Genomic DNA, 17,587 nt, shown 5'->3' with positions numbered 1-17,587 from the left:
GCTCCACCTTTCCTGCCCGCTCATGAATGGACGTCACCATGGCCCTTCGCTGGATTCACGCGCCTTTGCTTCTGCTTGCCCTCAGTGGCGCCACCGCGGCCGCCGATTGCCCGCCACTGCTGCAGGGCGAGCTGCCCAAGCTGCGGGCGAAACAGGAGATCGACCTCTGCAAACAGTTCGCCGGAAAGCCGATGCTGGTGGTCAACACCGCAAGCTTCTGTGGCTTCGCGCCGCAGTTCAAAGGCCTTGAAGCCCTCAATCAGCGCTTCAAAAGCGAGGGGCTGGAAGTCCTCGGCGTGCCTTCTGATGACTTTCTGCAGGAATCCAAAGACGCTAACGAAACCGCCAAGGTCTGCTACGTGAACTACGGCGTGACCTTCACCATGACCGAGCCGCAGCCGGTGCGTGGCGCCGACGCCATCAACCTGTTCAAGGTGCTTGCCAGGCAGAGCAGCGCGCCAAGCTGGAACTTCTATAAATACGTGGTCGACCGCAAAGGCAACGTGGTTGCCAGCTTCTCCAGCAAGACCGCACCGGACGATCCCGAGCTGATTTCAGCCATCGAGAAGGCTATCGCCTCCAAACCGTAAAAACGCGCTGACGCAAAGCAGACGGGCGACAACGAAAAACCCCGCATCCATCGCTGGCTGCGGGGTTTTCTATAGGGCGGACAGGTGATCGGCCTGTCCCGCCCACTGCATCAGAAGCGGTATGTCATGCCCACGCCGAAACCGTTGGCGCTGTTGTCGTACTTGGCGTTGTAGCTTTGGCCCAGCGCGTTCGCGTCGGCAACCTTGACCTTCTCTTCCTGCAAGTAGGAGTAAGCCACATCGATGGTGATGTCGTCGGTCGGGCTGTAACCGGCGCCCAGACTGAAGATCGTGCGATCGCCCGTCGGGATGCGCGGCGAGCGGTTTTCGTTGTTGGTCGGCGACTGGTCGAACGACAGACCGGTACGCAGCACCCACTGCTTGTTCAATTGATACGACGTACCCACGGCGTAGGCCCAGGTGTCGTGCCAGTTCTGCTCTTCCTTGATGGTGCCGACCAGAGACTGAGTAGCGTCGCGACGAGACACCGGCGTAATGCCGGAGTTTTGAACAGTGATGTCTTCCAGACGGCTCCAACGCGTCCACGTTGCACCGGCGTACAGCTTCCAGGCGTCGTTCATTTTCTGAGTGACGGAGAAGTCGACGGTTTCCGGTGTATCGATGTTCAGCTTGGCGTCATAGCGACCGCCCGGCAGGATGGCCGAAGGCACGCCTGCACCCGGGGTCACTTCGGTGTGGCCTTCAAGCTTGTAGGTCACTTTGGAGTGGTATGTCAGGCCAACGCTGGTGGTATCGGTGGCTTGCACCAGGATACCGGCGTTGAAGCCGTAACCGACGTCATCACCCTTGACCTGCACGCGGCCGTCGCCGGTGCGGGCACCCAGCAGCGGGCTGACATTGAGTGCCGATTCCAGCGCGCCGGAAATACGGTTGATCGTCGGACCGAAACCGATCGATACCTTGTCGTTGAAGGCGTAGCTGACGGTCGGCTGGAAGGTCACGACCTTGACGATGCTCTTGCTGCCGAAGTTGCGGCCCTGGAAGTTGTCTTCATAGTCGGTGACCAGGCCGAATGGCGCGTAGACACCGAAGCCGAACGCCCAATGCTCGTCGACCGGGTTCACGTAGAAACCCATCGGTACGGCGATGAAAGGCACCATGTCGCCTTTGTTCGAGCCGGTGCTGCGGCCGCTGGTGTCGGTAATGTCGGTGGAGGCATCGATTGCGGCGACCCCCACGGTCGCCTGAGCGCGCTTGAGGCGCGACATGCCGGCCGGGTTGCCGTACACGATGCTGGCGTCATCGACAGAAGAGGTACGGCCCGCAAAACCGGTCCCCATGCCGCTGATGCTTTGCTCATTCAGGGCAAAGCCGGATGCAAAAATCTGGGTGGAGGCAAGAGTGATGGCGAGACTGAGGCTGGATTTGATCATTGTTTTTTTCATTGTTAGAACTCCTTGTTGATCACCGCGCGGAAATTACCAATATTTCCGCCCCCGCGCCATAGCCCGAATCAGCCTATTTAGAGCGGTTCTTGTAGGACAATCCTGAAAGTTCGCCGCTTCTTCGTTGAATACCACTCGGTCACGAAATGGCTGGCGAGGACTGAAACAGGGGGCTGACCCATGTTTGCCAGGCCGCGGTGAAATCCTGAAGCTGACCGCCGGGTTGAAATACCTCGCGCCACATCCGCGCCATGGCCAGCGAATCATCGGCATCCGGCAGCGACATATGGCTCGCTTCGACCATCAACCAGGCAATGGCGGTCGAGTAGCGCAGGTTGACGGTCAGTTCCAGATCGGGGCCGGTGAGAAACGCGTGCTGGCTGGCCAGGCCTCGAACCAGGCTGGCAAGGTCCGGATCGCGGGCGAGGTAGTGATCCCACAACTGGCGGTGCTGGGTGTCGGCGATGCTGTAAAGCCCGTGGCCGCGTGGGTTGTCCAGCTCGGCGCCTAACGCGGACTGGCTGGCGGCGACGCCCAGCAGCAGGGATTCGGCCGCTCGATTGTGTCGGCCGAGGTAGACGAGTGTCGGGCGGATGACATAGCGACACAGTTCACTGGCGGCGATTCCCATAACACCCTCGGGGAGTTGATGAGTCGGCAGGCCCTGGCGCTTGGCAGCAGGGATGGAGTGGGCCCACCGGCAGCGACCGGAGCCGCTGACTTGAAGTGTAGTGTGATATTTGCGGTGTAAAGGTCTGTTTTACGGTCAGTTCCCGCGCAGCGTCACCACTTTGACCGGCATTCATTACCGCAGCTGTCGCTTTTTATGTAAGTAAAACAGACACAAAAAAGCCCCACCGTTATCGGGTGAGGCCTTGTCGATGCAGCGATATTAACCGACGGACGGTATCAGGCAACGGTGTCAGGCAGCCATATCAGGCAACCAGGGCCTGACGCGTACGGTCGATCACAGCCTGCAGCGGAGCGTCGCTGGAGTATTGATCCGGGTACAAACGCTCGCTGTGGCGGGCGATACCGTGCTCGTTGACGATGGTGAAGCTGAAGCAGCCTTTGCGTGCTGCCATGATCAGGCAGTTCATTGGAGCAAAAGCGTTGGTCAGTGTACGAATAGCGTTTTGAGTCTGGATATGGGTAGTCATGTTATGGGTGTTTCCTGAATCGACACGCAATAAGAGGCGTGCAAAATTAAAACGTTCCAGTAAACGCGGACCGATGCTCGAATGCGAGTCAAGGGCAGGGCGCAGAACCTGTCTGGAACAAAAGCAGCCAGTTGAGCGCGTTTGAAGTGTGGCGCGGGGCTGACTGGTAGGTACTTAGGAGGGCAGGCAACACAACAAGAGCTAAGGTTCGATGCTCGAGGTGAAGATCCTGATCAATTTGCAGGCTGGTTGGGTAGAGCATGAATGTTTTACACACCCCTCCGTTTTGACGGCAGGTCGTGTGAGTTCATGTCTGGAAACCATCGAGGTGATCGATCCCTTTTTTCAATCCGTTTGCTCAGTTGGCGAACCAGGATTGGGGGATTTGTTCGATCAGAATTGACTTTCAGCTTGGTACTAACGGCGGCGATGCTAATGGAGTCGCTGGGGCAAAGCAAGCACTGATTTGCAATAAGGCAGACGTATGCCGGAAAGCGGGCGAAAGAGCGTACAGCATATCGGGCAGAAAAGGTGGCCCAGTGCCTTATTCCCGAGAATTTCCACTGGCGATGGGGGCTGTCGAAACGGGCTTATGAACAGACGAAATCAACTTGTGCACATTGCGAAAGGTATCTGTCATGTCACTGTCACGTCGGCCGCTAAGCGCTTGATTTAATGCAACGAATTATTAAGTCAATGAAAACCATCGTTTTTTTACGCTGGTGAAAAAATCGTCAGTTTGAACGCAGGCCCCATTCTACGTGCGTTTGCGAGAGCTTAAGGGGTGTTGTCCACTGAGTTATCCACAGGTTCTGTGGATTGTCCCAAGCGCCGGCTCTATCGCGGCGCTCTTGAAGCACCCGCTGGCGGTTTTCTTTTTCCGAGGCACTGATTTACCCGGATCGGACGTCGAGCCTGCTTCTGCGCATAATGCGGTCTGCATGAATGTCGGAGTCTGGATTTTATGGTGTTTGAGTTAACCAGCCTGTTGCTGGGTTTGGCGGTGGCAGCGGTGCCTTTTTTGGGGCTGGCGTGGCAGTTGCAGCGGCGTCTGGCGCAACGGGAAGCGGACACCGCGTTGCTCGACGAGCGCTTGAGCAATGCGCAGATGGCCCAGGATGGCTTGAATGCCCAGCTCGACGCCAGTCGCGACGAGATCAGCGATCTCGCCCAGGCCAATGCGGTCAAGCAGGCGGACCTGGCGGCCCTGCGCCGGGAAGTGGAACTGCTGCGCCAACAGCATGAGGGTGCGCGGGAGGCCCAGGAAGACTGGGGGCGCGAACGGGCCGTCAGAGAAGCCGAACTGCGTCGACTCGACGCCCAGTGCGCCTCGCTGGGCGCCGAGCTGCGTGAACAGCAGGAAAGTCACCAGCAGCGCCTCACCGACCTGCAAGGCTCCCGCGATGAGCTGCGTGCGCAGTTTGCGGAGCTGGCCGGCAAGATTTTCGATGAACGCGAGCAGCGCTTTGCCGAAACCAGTCAGCAGCAGTTGGGGCAGTTGCTCAACCCGCTCAAGGAACGCATCCAGTCGTTCGAAAAGCGCGTCGAAGAGAGTTATCAGAACGAAGCCCGCGAACGTTTCTCCCTGAGCAAGGAGCTGGAGCGCTTGCAGCAGCTCAACCTGCGCCTGAGCGACGAAGCCAACAACCTGACCCGTGCGTTGAAGGGGCAGAAGACCCAGGGCAACTGGGGTGAATTGATTCTGGAGCGAGTGCTCGAACATGCCGGACTTGAAAAGGGCCGGGAGTATCAGACCCAGGTCAGCCTGAAAGGCCCCGACGGCGAGCGCTTCCAGCCCGACGTTCTGATCATGCTGCCCGGCGACAAGCAGGTCGTGGTGGACGCGAAGGTCAGCCTGACGGCCTATCAACAGTACGTGTCAGCCGACGATGAGGTGATTTCCCAGGCGGCGCTGAAACAGCACGTGCTGTCCCTGCGCAATCACGTCAAAGGCCTGTCCGGCAAAGACTACAAACGCCTTGAGGGGCTGCACAGTCTCGATTTCGTTTTGCTGTTCGTGCCCATCGAGGCGGCGTTTTCTGCAGCGTTGCAGGCCGAGCCGAACATGTTTCAGGAGGCGTTCGACCGCAATATCGTGATCGTCAGCCCGACCACGCTGCTGGCAACGCTGCGGGTCATCGACAGCCTGTGGAAGCAGGAGCGGCAGAGCCAGAATGCGCGGGAGATCGCCGAACGGGCAGGGTGGCTCTATGACAAGTTCGTGCTGTTCATCCAGGACCTGGACGAAGTCGGCAACCGCCTTCAGCAGCTGGACAAGGCCTACGGCGCCGCGCGCAACAAGCTCGTCGAGGGGCGCGGCAATCTGGTCAGCCGCAGCGAACAGCTCAAGCTGCTGGGCGCGCGAGCCAGCAAGAGTCTGCCGGCGGATCTGCTGGAGCGGGCAATGACCGACCCGGATGGACTGGCCCAGCTGCCGGAGTGATTGCGGGCGTTAATCGAAGGGGAGGCGATGAGGCCAGGGCTTATAAGTTGAACCAAAACCCGCGCTGATCGTATACACCTTCTCGTTCATCCATCAGCCCATTTCCTGCCCGTTAAAAATGCACCGACTTTGGTCACGGTGCACTGCGGGCAGGCGCGGCGTCTGCGATCCCCTCTTTGAAAATCTGACATTTTGGCCTTGTCGGCTGCCGGAAACCCGCTGTCTTGGCGTCTTGCAAGCGCGTCACTTCGGCAATGGCACGCATTCTGCCTCCTGTTTCGTATACAACCCACACGCGCTCCCGTACGCAGTGTGTGCACGTGTGATGCCGGGAGCCGCTTCGTCCTTATGAGGGAGAAATGCGATGACCGAGCCATTGCCGAAGGGCTACAGCCCCCGCCTGTACAACGAGGACCTGGGCCCCGTGCCGCAGAAATGGACCTGGTACAACATTTTTGCGTTCTGGATGAGTGACGTGCACAGCGTGGGCGGCTACGTCTTCGCGGCCAGCCTTTTTGCCCTCGGGCTGGCGAGCTGGCAGGTGCTGATCGCGCTGCTGGCGGGTATCTGCATTATTCAGGTGATCGCCAACCTGCTGGCCAGGCCGAGTCAGCAGGCCGCCGTGCCATATCCGGTGATCTGCCGTCTGGCCTTCGGCGTGTTCGGTGCGAATATTCCAGCGGTGATTCGCGGTCTGATCGCGGTGGCGTGGTACGGGGTGCAGACGTACCTGGCGTCCAGCGCGCTGATCATCGTGGTGCTGCGCTTCTTCCCACAGATGTCGGTCTACGCAGAGCCGCACTTTGCAGGTTTGTCTTACCTCGGCTGGTTCGGCTTCCTGGCACTCTGGGTGGTACAGGCGGCTGTGTTCTGGACCGGGATGGACTCGATCCGCCGCTTCATCGACTGGGCCGGCCCTGTGGTCTACGCCGTGATGTTCATCCTGGCGGGCTGGATTGTCTGGAAGGCGGGCTGGACCAACATCAGTTTTACCCTCTCCGAAAAATCGCTGACCGGCTGGGAAGCGTTTTCCCAAGTGATCATGGCCACGGCGCTGGTGGTGTCCTACTTCTCGGGTCCTACGCTTAACTTTGGCGACTTCAGTCGCTACTGCCGGAGCATGTCCGAAGTACGGCGCGGCAATTTCTGGGGGCTGCCGATCAATTTTCTGGCCTTCTCACTGGTCACCGTTGTCATCGTTTCGGGAACGTTGCCGGTGTTCGGCGAGATGTTGCATGACCCGATCGCCACGGTGGCGCGCATCGACAATGACATCGCTGTGCTTCTTGGCGCATTTGCTTTCGTGACCGCGACGATCGGCATCAACATCGTCGCCAACTTCGTGTCGCCGGCGTTCGACTTCGCCAACGTCGCCCCCAGCAAGATCAGCTGGCGCGCAGGCGGGATGATCGCGGCGGTGGCGTCCATCTTCATCACACCATGGAATCTGTTCAACAACCCCGCCGTTATCCACTACACGCTGGACGTGCTGGCAGCGTTCATCGGGCCGTTGTTCGGCATCTTGCTGGTGGATTATTACGTGATCAAAAAGCAACAGATCGACGTCGACGCGCTGTTCAACGATGGGCCGACCGGACGCTACTGGTACACCGGCGGGGTGAATTACACGGCGGTGAAGGCGCTGTTGCTGGCAACCCTGGCAGGCATTGCCATCACCTTCATCCCGGCATTGCAGCCGATGGCGAACTTTGCATGGTTTACAGGATGTTTCCTGGGTGGTGGGGTCTTCTATCTGCTGGCCAGACGTCGCCAGGCCCATGAATGCGCGGTGATGACGCCCGTGGTGGCAGGTTGAAGGCCCTGCCGTTTGTCGCGTGATGGCTTCGAATGGCCGATTTGCACTGTCACATCCTCATGCAAGGCGAAAAATTCCTGCCGCGACACTCGGTAGCAGGCGTAAAGTGCGCCTTAGCACTATGATCTGCTCTAGGCAGTTCGGACATTGGCTGCCGAGTATTTCCCTGAAGGGGCGTTATATGAACAGCAAATTGCAAGAATGGCTTCACGATGTAGGCGTCGCGCTCGGGTTGATTGAAAAGCCAAAGCTGCAACCCATTCCCGTGCGCAGCAACGATGATGAGCGTCGTCCACGCCGTTGAGTCCCCGGTAACACGTGTAAAAAAAGCGGCGCTATCGCCCGATAGCCCGCTCTGTTTTCCCCGACCGTTCGGTCACCTCTCCCGCATGATTCAGTTGCTTTTCCAAATCGATCCCGATTGCCCGTCAGTGGTGAGTTCTGCGTTTCTTCTCGACGAGAATCAGGTCAACCAGGCCCTGCAGCGTCAGTTGTCCGTAGGGTGAGTGCGCGGACATACCTGCTATGTCGGCCTTGATCTGATTCGGGAGGACAACGCCAAAGTCGCTTTGCAGAATTGAAAAAAATTCGTTGAAGTCGGCTTCATCCAGCTCAAGCGCGCTCAGCGTCACGTCCTCTTCTTCCTGAATCAGGGTTTTATCGACCAGAATCTTTCCGATTGTGTCGATGACATGTTGTCTGACTTCGCTTCGCTTCATGGCAGGCCTCTGCTTTGATTCAAGTGGTAATCACCCCAACATCAAAAAACAGAGGGTTGTGGCAGAAATGCCCAGTGAGCAACCACCCTGAAAACCTGCGCTGCGATGCGCAACGTCGGCGGTCTCGGACTAAGGCTAGCCCAAGTTGGCGGGACACGAATGGCAGGTGTGTGCGGATTTTTTGTAACGGCGAGCAATGAAAGAACGGCGCGCCCGATGCAGCGCACACATGTGGGACCGGCTTCACCCGGGAAGGCGTCAGGCGCTACACCGCAAAATTGAGGGTGCTCATACAGGCCTCTTCCCGGCTAAAGCCGGTCCCACAAAGTCAGCGCGTGCAAATCGTAGGACCGGCTTCAGCCGGGAAGGCGTCAGGCGCCACACCGCAAAATTGAGGAGTGCTCATAGGGGTCTCTTCCCGGCTGAAGCCGGTCCCACTAAAAAAGCAGCCGCCTGGTCCCATTAAGCAACCCCTCCAGTCCCGCTGTCAGCGGTGCGCGACGCCGGGCAGCACGCAGAGCATTTCGTAGAGCAGATTGGCGCCCAGCAACGAGGTGTTGCCGGTGGTGTCGTAGGGCGGCGAGACCTCGACGAGGTCGCAGCCGATCAGGTCCAGCCCCTGGCACCCACGGATGATTTCGATGGCCTGAATGGTGGTCAGCCCGCCGATCTCTGGCGTACCCGTGCCCGGCGCCCAGGCCGGGTCAATGCCGTCGATGTCGAAACTCAGGTACACCGGACCGCCGCCCACCTTCTCGCGCACTTCGGCCATCAGCGGCGCCAGCGACTTGTGCCAGCACTCCTCGGCCTGGACCACGCGGAACCCCTGCTTGCGGCTCCAGTTGAAATCTTCGGCGGTATAGCCCTGTGCACGCAGACCAATCTGAACCACCCGATCGCAATCCAGAAGACCTTCCTCCACCGCTCGGCGGAAGGTGGTGCCGTGGGCGATCTTCTCGCCGAACATGTGATCGTTGACGTCCGCGTGGGCGTCGATGTGCACAAGCCCCACCTTGCCGTGTTTCTTCTTCATGGCGCGCAGGATCGGCAGCGTGATGGTGTGATCGCCGCCGAGGGTCAGCGGGATGATGCCGTGCTCGAGAAAACCGTCGTAGGCCTCTTCGATGATGCGCACGGCGTCCAGCAGATTGAACGTGTTGATCGCCACGTCGCCGATGTCCGCCACTGACAGGGAGTCAAAAGGGGCGGCGCCGGTGGCCATGTTGTAAGGGCGAATCATCACCGATTCGGCGCGAATTTCCCGTGGGCCGAAGCGGGTGCCGGCACGCAGGGACGTACCGATGTCCAGCGGCACGCCGACGAACGCCGCGTCCAGCCCGGCCGCGGTTTGCAGGTGCGGCAAGCGCATCATGGTGGCGATGCCGGCGAAGCGCGGCATTTCGTTGCCGCCCAGTGGTTGATGGAAAATCTTGTCCACGGGAATGCCTCATCGGTGGTAAGCAAAAGGGGCGGAAGCAAGCTTCCGGCATGGAGCCGATTCTGTTGACCGGACCCGCCGCGAACAATCCGTCAGGCGAAATACTTAGTTCAGATATTCCTGAAGTATCGGGTAAGCTGCGCGGAAAACCATCCTGGAAACCCCATGCCCAGCGCGCTTCCCGACCTCAAATTGCTGCGCATCTTCGCCTGCGTCGTGCGCCATCAGGGCTTTGCCAGCGCTCAGCAAGAACTCAATCTGTCGACCTCGGCGATCAGCACCTACATGAGCCAGCTTGAAGCCGCGCTCGGCATCGTGCTCTGTCATCGCGGGCGTGGCGGGTTCAGCCTGACCAGCAAGGGCGAGCTGTTTCATCAGGAAACCCTGCGCCTGCTCGGCGAACTGGAAGGCTTCGAGCTCTACGCCGCTGCGCTCAAGGGCGAGCTGCGCGGCACGCTCAATCTCGGCGTGCTGGACTCGACGGTCAGTGACCGCGCATTGCCCTTTGCGGAAGTCATCGGCGCCTACAGTGCGGAGCATCCGGCCGTGCATTTGCACCTTGCGGTGATGAGCCCCTACGAACTGCAGTTGGGCGTGCTGGACAACCGGCTGGACCTGGCGATCGGATCGTTTTCCACGCGCATGAATGGCCTGCTCTATCAGCCGCTGTACCGCGAGCAGCATTGGCTGTATTGCAGCAATCGCCACGCGCTGTATGCCGAGCGGCGCATTCCCGAGCCCGTCATCACTCAACAGCGCATGGTCGGACGCGGCTACTGGAGCCAGGCCGAACTCGCCCGTCACGGCTTCAAGCACAGCGCCGCGACCGTCGAGAGTATGGAAGCGCAGCTGATTCTGGTGCTGTCCGGCGCCTACATCGGTTACTTGCCCGAGCACTACGCGCAATCGTGGGTGGATTCCGGGCACCTGCGGGTCTTGCTGCCGGCAACCTTTGGCTATCAGGCGCCATTTTCGATGATCTTGCGTCGAGGGCGCAGCCGCGAGCCGCTGATTCAGACCTTTCGCGATCTGCTGAAAGCCCAGCTCAATCCACTGTAGGAAACCAACGATGTCCCGTGCCCGCTGCGAACGCTGCCTGCGTCCGACCGATCATTGCCTGTGTGCGCTCATACCTGCTTTGGGCAGCCGGACGCGGGTATTGATCCTGCAGCATCCCAGCGAAGTCAATCACGCGCTCAACACGGCGCGCCTGGCAGCCCTGGGCCTTGAGAATGCGGAGTTGCACGTGGGAGAGGTGTTCGAGGATCTGACGCAATGGCTGAGCCGGCCCGGTTATCGAGCGTGTCTGCTATTCCCGGGGGAGGAGGCCGTGGCGCTGACAGCCAGCAGTGCCGACGAAGTGCCCTTGCTGCTCGTCGTGCCTGATGGCACCTGGCGCAAGGCGCGCAAGTTGCTGCACCTCAACCCCTTGCTGGCGGCGTTGCCCAGGGTCGTGCTGACGGACGCGCCACCTTCACGCTATCGATTGCGCAAGGCGCCGGGGCCCGACGCGTTGTCGACGCTGGAGGCCATCGTCCATGCGCTGCACACGCTGGAGCCGGAGACATCATTCGAGGGCTTGTTGCGTCCGTTCGATGCACTGATCGACGGACAGATTGCGGCAATGGGCGAAGAGACGTTTCGCCGCAATCATTCCTAAAGGCGGGATCGGTCAGCCGTTGAGCGAGGAGGGCATGCCTGGCTGATACGCGCTGGCCGCCTGCATGCGACGGACATAGACCTCGGTTTCCCGTGCAGCGTCTTCCTTGCTCATGAACGGACCTTCGAGGGTGTTTTCCCGGGTGCTGAAGAAGTAGAGGCCATTGACACGGGAAACGCGGTCGCTGCGAAAACGAACAGTAGGGGCTGGATCTTGTTCACGCTTGCTTAACATGGCCTTCTCCGGGCATTGGGTCGGTACGCGAATGATCTGAATGGGCGACAGGCGCCGCCACAATGTGAGTCAGATCATTTGAATAGTAGCGTTCTTAACGGTTCCATCAACTTGCACACCCGCTTCCCCATTTTTTGGAAGTGCAGGCACTTGATTTAGCGCTTCCCCAGCCCCTCGGCCTGACGAATCCACTGCTGACGCTGCTCCTCGGTAGAGGTGCGCACCGGCGAGAACTCCGTCAGGCGTGTGGTCTTGATCCCACAGAATTCAAGGATGGTTCGGACCATCTGCCGATGGGCAGGGGCCTTGAAGACCCAGCGGAAATACCGCGAGGGCGTGTCCATGGTCACCAGCAATTCCGCTGTCCGGCCCTTCAGCAGCTCGTTGGAAGGGTGGTGCCTGCCATGGGCCTTGAAGGCAAAACCGGGCATGAACACCCGGTCGAAGAATCCACCGAGCAGGCTCGGCAAACCGCCCCACCAGACCGGATACACAAACACCAGATGCTGTGCCCAGTGCACCTCGCGCTGGGCTTCAAGCAGATCGTGTTCCAGGGTCTGGGCGGACTCATAGCCACCGCGCAGCACCGGGTCGAAATCCATTTCGTCGAGCTTCAGCACCCGCACCACATGACCTTTGCTACGCGCGCCCTGGGCATACGCCTCGCCCAGCGCGTGGCCGAGGCTGGTGCTTTTCGGCGTGCCGATGATCATCAGGATACGTTTGCCATAGCCTTCCAGTGGCGTGGCGCCGCTGATGGATTCAGCCATTGCTGCCGGCCTCGAGCATTTTTTCCGGACGCACCCAGGCGTCGAACTCGGCGTCGGTGAGGAAGCCCAGCTGCAGCGCCGCTTCGCGCAGGGTCAAGCCTTCGCTGTAGGCTTTCTTGGCGATCTGCGCCGACTTGTCGTAGCCGATGTGCGGGTTCAGCGCGGTCACCAGCATCAGGCCGCGCTCCAGATGCTCGGCCATCTTGGCGGCATCCGGTTCCATGCCGGCAATGCAGTGCTCGTTGAAGTTGCGGCAGCCATCGCCCAGCAAGCGGATCGATTGCAACAGGTTGTGGATGATCACCGGCTTGAACACGTTCAGCTGCAGGTGGCCCTGACTGGCGGCGAAGGTGATCGTGGTGTCGTTGCCCATCACCTGACACGCCAGCATCGACAGCGCTTCGCACTGGGTCGGGTTGACCTTGCCCGGCATGATCGAGCTGCCCGGTTCGTTGGCCGGCAGCTTTACTTCAGCCAGGCCCGCACGTGGGCCGGAACCCAGCAGGCGCAGGTCGTTGGCGATCTTCATCAGGGTCACGGCCAGGGTTTTCAGCGCGCCGGACAGCGCGGTCAGGGGCTCATGGCCGGCCAGCGCGGCAAACTTGTTCGGCGCGGTGACGAAGGGCAGCCCGGACAGCGCGGACAATTCGGCGGCGACGGCCTCGGCGAATCCGTGGGGCGAGTTCAAGCCGGTGCCGACAGCGGTGCCGCCCTGGGCCAGCTCGCACACCGCAGGCAACGCGGCGCGGATGCTTTTTTCAGCGTAATCGAGCTGGGCGACGTAGGCCGAGAGCTCCTGGCCGAAGGTGATGGGCGTGGCGTCCATCATGTGCGTGCGGCCGGTTTTTACCAGCTTCATGTGCCGCGAGGACTGCTCGGACAGACCGCTGGATAGTTCGGCGATCGCCGGCAGCAGTTGCTCTTTCACCGCTTGCACGGCCGCGATGTGCATCGCGGTGGGGAAGCAGTCGTTGGAGCTTTGCGAGCGATTGACGTGATCGTTGGGGTGAACCGGCGATTTGCCGCCGCGAACGCCACCCGCCAGTTCGTTGGCACGGCCGGCGATGACTTCGTTGACGTTCATGTTGCTCTGGGTGCCGCTGCCGGTCTGCCAGACCACCAGGGGAAACTGATCGTCGAGCTGGCCTTGCAGCACCTCGTCAGCGGACTGCTCGATCAGGTTGGCAATATCGGCCGGCAGGTCGCCGTTGCGATTATTGACCCGCGCCGCGGCTTTTTTGATCAGCGCCAGCGCGTGCAATACCGGCAGCGGCATGCGCTCCTGGCCAATGGCGAAGTTGATCAGGGATCGTTGCGTCTGTGCCCCCCAGTAAGCGTCTTCGGGGACGTCGATCGGACCTATGCTGTCGGTTTCGGTACGGCTCACTGGACTCTCTCCTTAAGATCGATTGGCGCAGTTTAGTAACCGGGGGAGTCGGTGGGTTCCCCGTGGCTGCTGTGCGGTCGGAACAGGCGCGCACAGTGTGCGACAAAAGGCCCGGGCCGGTCGCCTTAAACCTTCGTGCGGGCGAGGGCGTCACGCCTGCGGGATAACCGCTCGTAGGGTCGGGGGTTGAGGGAAATGCGCAAAGGGGCGCAGAATGGCCGGCCTTGGGGTTCTGCCTCGCCTGCTAGATAAGGAAACTCGATGACCCGTCTTCGTGCCATTTGTGCTGCGGTTGCTCTGGTATGTGCCAGCGGCCAGGTTCTTGCCGATACCGCCAGCCATGAAGCCAGTGCTGTAGCGTTCCTCAAACTGGCTCACGCCGATCAACTTGGTTCGCCGGTTTACATGCAAGTCCAGCAGATGTTCGCTCAGCGCTTCGCTGAAACCAAAGCACCTGCGTCCAAGCAAGCCACTCTCGAAACCTATCAGGGCAAGGCCAACGCCGCGCTGGATCAGGTGATCAGTTGGCCAAAACTGCAGCCTGACATGGTCAAGCTGTACACCTCGAACTTCACCGAAAGCGAGCTGAAAGACCTGGTTGCCTTCTATCAGTCGCCACTGGGCCAGAAAGTCCAGGCGAAGATGCCGCAGATCAGCCAGCAGTCGTTCCAGCTGACCCAGAGCAAACTGGAAAGCGCGGTGCCTGTGGTCAACAAGCTGCTCGCCGACATGACCAAGGAACTGACCCCGGCCGGCGCCAAGCCAGCTGCACCGGCCGCTCCTGCCAAGAAGCCATAAGCGAAGCCTGACATGAGCATGCAACAGCGAATCGAATCCGCGTTGACGGTCTTTCAGCCCGAGTACCTTCAGGTGCTCAATGAAAGCCACATGCACAGTCGCGGCACGGACACTCACTACAAGGCGGTGGTGGTCAGCGAGCAGTTCGCCGGCCTCAACGCGGTCAAGCGTCACCAGAAGGTCTACGGCCTGCTCGGTGGCCTGATGGGTGAGTTCCACGCTCTGGCGCTGCACACCTACACACCCGAGGAATGGGCGAAGCTCGGCTCGGCGCCGTCTTCACCGACCTGTGCAGGTGGGCATGACTGACGCCTGCCCCCGAAGCAGGCCTTGCTGCAGGCCTCGGGGGTCAAGCGGCTATCAAGCCGGTAAGGGGCCATAAGCGCGATAGGCCTCGATCAACGTATCGAACAGCGTGATGTCTGACCGGCTTCTTGCGATGAGCTGGGCCCCCGCGACGGCCGAAAAAATGGCGCGCGCGCGGACGTCGCTGTCGGTTGCCTCGCAGCAGTTGGCGGCGACAAGCTGTCGGCGCAGCCAGTCTGTATTCACCTGAGCAAAAGCCTGAATCTCCTCGGCCATGGCCGTGGGCAGATTATCGGTTTCCGCTCCCACGAAGCTGGCCAGACACAGCCGGTTGCCGGCCTCCAGCGAGCGACGAAAGATCTCTGGAAAACGACGCAGTGCTTCAGCGGGATCCGGCGTCTCCTCAGAAAGCGTCTCCAGCGCCGCCGCACCGTCTTGCCAGTACCGCCTGGCAACGGCAATGCCCAGGTCAGCCTTGCTCGGGAAGTGGTAGTAGATGCTGGCTGGCTTGATGCCAACCGCTTGGGCCAGGTCGCGAAAATTCAGTCCGTTGTAACCCTGTGACTGGGCAATGTTTCGGGCGGCCAGAAGTATGGCTTCGCGGGCGTTGATGCTCATTGTCGTGCCTTTCCTGGGTCGGACGAGTTGCAGTGGAACCGGCGATCTTAAAGCAAAAGTCCCTGCAACCGTCCTCACAGATCATGACTTGCCCTACGGACGTATCACGCGGAAGGCGAATCCAGCTCCGGTATGCCACTGCTGCGATCAGCGTAGGCGGCCTGGAAGGCCGGGCGTTTCTGCCAGCGCTGCCAGTAGCTGTCCAGGTGCTCGAAACGCTCGTCCAGCGGGGTTGCGTTCACCGGGAATTTGGAGAAGGCAATCGCGGTCGCCAGCGTGATGTCGGCAAACGTGGGTTCGGCACCGCCGAGCAGCCACTCGCGACCGTCAGCCAGATGACGATTCACCAGGGCGGCGTGCATCAGTGCCTCCTTGCGGCAGTGCTCACCCCATGCCTCATTCTTCGTCAGCTCCAGCTTGAAGCCGAGCCCGGTGTGCAAGACGTGAAAAGCCGTGACGATCCGATACAGGATATGCACCCAGATGCGGTTATCCCACATGTTGTCCAGGCCTTGTTCCAGCGCGCTTTCGCCCATGATCTTGCGGCCTGGGTAGGACTGGTCGAGAAAACGGGCGATGGCCGGTGTTTCGGAAATATAGCTGCCATCCGCCAACTGCAGTGTCGGGGTTTCTCCCCATGGGTTCATGTTGAGGTGACGCCAGCCGCGTTGCTCGCCACCGGGCGCCATGTCATAGATGGTTTCATCGAACTGATCGGCGATACCCTTTTCGTGCATGAACAGGCGCAGTCGCTGGGGATTGGGAAACGCCGAAGGAGAGGTGAATAGCTGCAATTTGGTTGTCATGGCGCCGTCCTGTGGTGGAAGAATGTTCACCTAACGTTTGTTAGGTAGGCAGACCTTAGGCGCGAAATCCGCATACGTCAATAGGCTACCTAACATTCGTTAGGTTTGTTTTTGCCTCATGCTAACGAGCCTTCACGTCAGATCTGCAGCCAGCTTCGAGGCGTGTGCCAGCGCCGCGTTGAAATTCGTTTCTGCGGTCGTCGAATCCGCGAGGGTTGCCTCCGAGACCACCGCATCGATGGCCGGTCTACCCACCATTCGTGCCCAGGTTTTGAGGCGTCTGTGAGGCAGATGCCGATGTTCACGATAGATGAGCAGGGTGATTGAGACGATTGATTAACCCGCCTGCCTGCCCACGTTCGATTCTTGATAGAATCCGCGCCGCGTTGCCCGGTCGGCACGCGTTCATCTGAATCATTCACCCGGTAGGCCCTTTGCGAGGGTCACCACCTGGAGACGCTACATGACCCAAACCGCCCCCATCGTCGTCGCGGCGCTGTACAAATTCGTCACCCTTTCCGATTACGTCGCACTGCGCGAGCCCCTGCTGCAGGCGATGGTCGACAACGGCATCAAAGGCACCTTGCTGATCGCTGAAGAAGGCATCAACGGCACGGTCTCCGGCAGCCGCGAGGGCATCGACGGCCTGATGGCCTGGCTGAAGAACGATCCGCGCATGGTCGACATCGACCACAAGGAATCGTACTGCGACGACCAGCCGTTCTACCGCACCAAGGTCAAGCTCAAGAAAGAGATCGTGACGTTGGGCGTCCCGGGCGTCGACCCGAACAAGGCGGTGGGCACCTACGTCGATCCCAAGGACTGGAATGCGCTGATCGCCGACCCTGAAGTGCTGCTCATCGACACGCGCAACGATTACGAAGTGTCCATCGGCACCTTCGAAGGCGCGATTGACCCCAAGACCACGTCCTTCCGTGAATTTCCGGACTACATCAAAACCCACTTCGATCCAGCGAAGCACAAGAAGGTCGCGATGTTCTGCACCGGCGGCATTCGCTGTGAGAAGGCGTCCAGCTACATGCTCGGTGAAGGCTTTGAAGAGGTCTATCACCTCAAGGGCGGCATCCTCAAATACCTGGAAGAAGTGCCCGAGGAAGAAACCCGCTGGCAGGGCGACTGCTTCGTGTTCGACAATCGCGTCACGGTCCGCCACGACCTGACCGAAGGCGACTACGATCAATGCCATGCCTGCCGCACGCCGATCAGCGCAGAAGACCGTGCCAGCGAGCATTATTCGCCGGGCGTCAGTTGCCCGCACTGCTGGGATTCGCTGAGCGAGAAAACCCGCCGCAGCGCCATCGACCGGCAGAAGCAGATCGAACTGGCGAAGGCGCGCAATCAGCCGCATCCGATCGGTCGCAATTACCGTGCGCTCGACGGCCAGGCGACTGAAACCCCAAGCAACGAGGCCTGAA

At 60.1% G+C, this 17,587-nt stretch carries 19 protein-coding genes and 1 pseudogene; 9 read left to right on the top strand and 11 right to left on the bottom strand.

The window, feature by feature from the left end; translation table 11 throughout:
• Positions 1-38 precede the first annotated feature (38 nt).
• Positions 39-590 carry a glutathione peroxidase gene (locus tag SLW75_RS24160; RefSeq protein WP_369318668.1) on the top strand — a complete coding sequence of 184 codons (552 nt, stop codon included), beginning with the start codon at positions 39-41 and terminating at the stop codon, positions 588-590.
• 110 nt (positions 591-700) lie between these two features.
• Here SLW75_RS24160 and SLW75_RS24155 read toward each other — a convergent pair whose 3' ends face one another.
• From SLW75_RS24155 to SLW75_RS24145, 3 genes are all read right to left on the bottom strand, one after another.
• Positions 701-1,996 (bottom strand): OmpP1/FadL family transporter, encoded by a 1,296-nt coding sequence (locus SLW75_RS24155; protein ID WP_065992919.1) that lies wholly within the window; start codon positions 1,994-1,996, stop codon positions 701-703.
• A gap of 139 nt (positions 1,997-2,135) precedes the next feature.
• Positions 2,136-2,627, bottom strand: a complete 492-nt coding sequence (locus SLW75_RS24150; protein WP_192133835.1) for a hypothetical protein — start codon at positions 2,625-2,627, stop codon at positions 2,136-2,138.
• 304 nt (positions 2,628-2,931) lie between these two features.
• The gene (locus SLW75_RS24145; protein ID WP_065992924.1) at positions 2,932-3,156 is read right to left on the bottom strand and encodes a hypothetical protein; all 225 of its coding nucleotides are present in this window, start codon (positions 3,154-3,156) and stop codon (positions 2,932-2,934) included.
• Positions 3,157-4,234: 1,078 nt separating this feature from the next.
• On the opposite strand from SLW75_RS24145, the gene rmuC reads away from it, so the two are divergent.
• The 3 genes from rmuC (at position 4,235) to SLW75_RS24130 (ending at position 7,719) form a co-directional block, all read left to right on the top strand.
• A complete protein-coding gene (rmuC, locus tag SLW75_RS24140; RefSeq protein ID WP_167355836.1) occupies positions 4,235-5,599 on the top strand; it encodes a DNA recombination protein RmuC in 1,365 nt (454 codons plus the stop codon).
• A gap of 364 nt (positions 5,600-5,963) precedes the next feature.
• Positions 5,964-7,415: an NCS1 family nucleobase:cation symporter-1 gene (locus tag SLW75_RS24135; protein WP_065992933.1), complete on the top strand. Its 1,452-nt coding sequence runs from the start codon at positions 5,964-5,966 to the stop codon at positions 7,413-7,415.
• A 181-nt stretch (positions 7,416-7,596) separates the two neighbouring features.
• Positions 7,597-7,719, top strand: a complete 123-nt coding sequence (locus SLW75_RS24130; protein WP_346626510.1) for a PA1414 family protein — start codon at positions 7,597-7,599, stop codon at positions 7,717-7,719.
• A 124-nt stretch (positions 7,720-7,843) separates the two neighbouring features.
• Here SLW75_RS24130 and SLW75_RS24125 read toward each other — a convergent pair whose 3' ends face one another.
• Together SLW75_RS24125 and speB are read right to left on the bottom strand one after the other, a co-directional pair.
• Entirely contained in the window at positions 7,844-8,134 is a 291-nt protein-coding gene (locus SLW75_RS24125; RefSeq protein WP_065992934.1) for a hypothetical protein, read from the bottom strand.
• A 487-nt stretch (positions 8,135-8,621) separates the two neighbouring features.
• Positions 8,622-9,572, bottom strand: a complete 951-nt coding sequence (gene speB / locus SLW75_RS24120) for an agmatinase (protein ID WP_065992936.1) — start codon at positions 9,570-9,572, stop codon at positions 8,622-8,624.
• A gap of 165 nt (positions 9,573-9,737) precedes the next feature.
• Here speB and SLW75_RS24115 point away from each other — a divergent pair, with 165 nt between their 5' ends.
• Both SLW75_RS24115 and SLW75_RS24110 read left to right on the top strand, forming a co-directional pair.
• Positions 9,738-10,631 (top strand): LysR family transcriptional regulator, encoded by an 894-nt coding sequence (locus SLW75_RS24115; protein ID WP_065992937.1) that lies wholly within the window; start codon positions 9,738-9,740, stop codon positions 10,629-10,631.
• 10 nt (positions 10,632-10,641) lie between these two features.
• Positions 10,642-11,232 (top strand): tRNA-uridine aminocarboxypropyltransferase, encoded by a 591-nt coding sequence (locus SLW75_RS24110; protein WP_410935639.1) that lies wholly within the window; start codon positions 10,642-10,644, stop codon positions 11,230-11,232.
• A 12-nt stretch (positions 11,233-11,244) separates the two neighbouring features.
• Here SLW75_RS24110 and SLW75_RS24105 read toward each other — a convergent pair whose 3' ends face one another.
• The 3 genes from SLW75_RS24105 to SLW75_RS24095 form a co-directional block, all read right to left on the bottom strand.
• Positions 11,245-11,466 carry a DUF6316 family protein gene (locus SLW75_RS24105; protein ID WP_192172835.1) on the bottom strand — a complete coding sequence of 74 codons (222 nt, stop codon included), beginning with the start codon at positions 11,464-11,466 and terminating at the stop codon, positions 11,245-11,247.
• Between the two features lie 155 nt (positions 11,467-11,621).
• Positions 11,622-12,236, bottom strand: coding sequence for an NAD(P)H-dependent oxidoreductase (locus SLW75_RS24100; protein ID WP_410928650.1), 615 nt, complete (start codon positions 12,234-12,236; stop codon positions 11,622-11,624).
• The gene (locus SLW75_RS24095; protein ID WP_065992945.1) at positions 12,229-13,623 is read right to left on the bottom strand and encodes a class II fumarate hydratase; all 1,395 of its coding nucleotides are present in this window, start codon (positions 13,621-13,623) and stop codon (positions 12,229-12,231) included. The genes SLW75_RS24100 and SLW75_RS24095 overlap by 8 nt, the downstream gene beginning before the upstream one ends.
• 261 nt (positions 13,624-13,884) lie before the next feature.
• On the opposite strand from SLW75_RS24095, the gene SLW75_RS24090 reads away from it, so the two are divergent.
• Positions 13,885-14,421 carry a DUF2059 domain-containing protein gene (locus SLW75_RS24090; RefSeq protein WP_410935638.1) on the top strand — a complete coding sequence of 179 codons (537 nt, stop codon included), beginning with the start codon at positions 13,885-13,887 and terminating at the stop codon, positions 14,419-14,421.
• Positions 14,422-14,433: 12 nt separating this feature from the next.
• Positions 14,434-14,730: a BolA family protein gene (locus SLW75_RS24085; RefSeq protein WP_122535665.1), complete on the top strand. Its 297-nt coding sequence runs from the start codon at positions 14,434-14,436 to the stop codon at positions 14,728-14,730.
• 51 nt (positions 14,731-14,781) lie between these two features.
• On the opposite strand, the gene SLW75_RS24080 is transcribed toward SLW75_RS24085, so the two are convergent.
• From SLW75_RS24080 to SLW75_RS24070, 3 genes and pseudogenes are all read right to left on the bottom strand, one after another.
• On the bottom strand, positions 14,782-15,345 hold the full coding sequence (locus SLW75_RS24080; RefSeq protein ID WP_065992951.1) for a TetR/AcrR family transcriptional regulator: 564 nt from the start codon (positions 15,343-15,345) through the stop codon (positions 14,782-14,784).
• A 104-nt stretch (positions 15,346-15,449) separates the two neighbouring features.
• Complete coding sequence (locus SLW75_RS24075) at positions 15,450-16,151, bottom strand: glutathione S-transferase family protein (protein ID WP_296306417.1); 702 nt, start codon at positions 16,149-16,151, stop codon at positions 15,450-15,452.
• A gap of 132 nt (positions 16,152-16,283) precedes the next feature.
• Positions 16,284-16,427: pseudogene (locus SLW75_RS24070) on the bottom strand (FMN-dependent NADH-azoreductase); the annotation flags it as partial.
• A 187-nt stretch (positions 16,428-16,614) separates the two neighbouring features.
• Between SLW75_RS24070 and SLW75_RS24065 the strand changes: the two are divergent.
• A complete protein-coding gene (locus SLW75_RS24065) occupies positions 16,615-17,586 on the top strand; it encodes a rhodanese-related sulfurtransferase (RefSeq protein ID WP_296306414.1) in 972 nt (323 codons plus the stop codon).
• The last annotated feature ends 1 nt before the right edge of the window (position 17,587 follow it).

This window comes from Pseudomonas sp. W5-01, assembly GCF_046540435.1.
Taxonomy (GTDB): domain Bacteria; phylum Pseudomonadota; class Gammaproteobacteria; order Pseudomonadales; family Pseudomonadaceae; genus Aquipseudomonas; species Aquipseudomonas graminis_B.
Note: the sequence above shows the minus strand (reverse complement) of the source record. Positions and strands in the feature narration are given on the sequence as shown.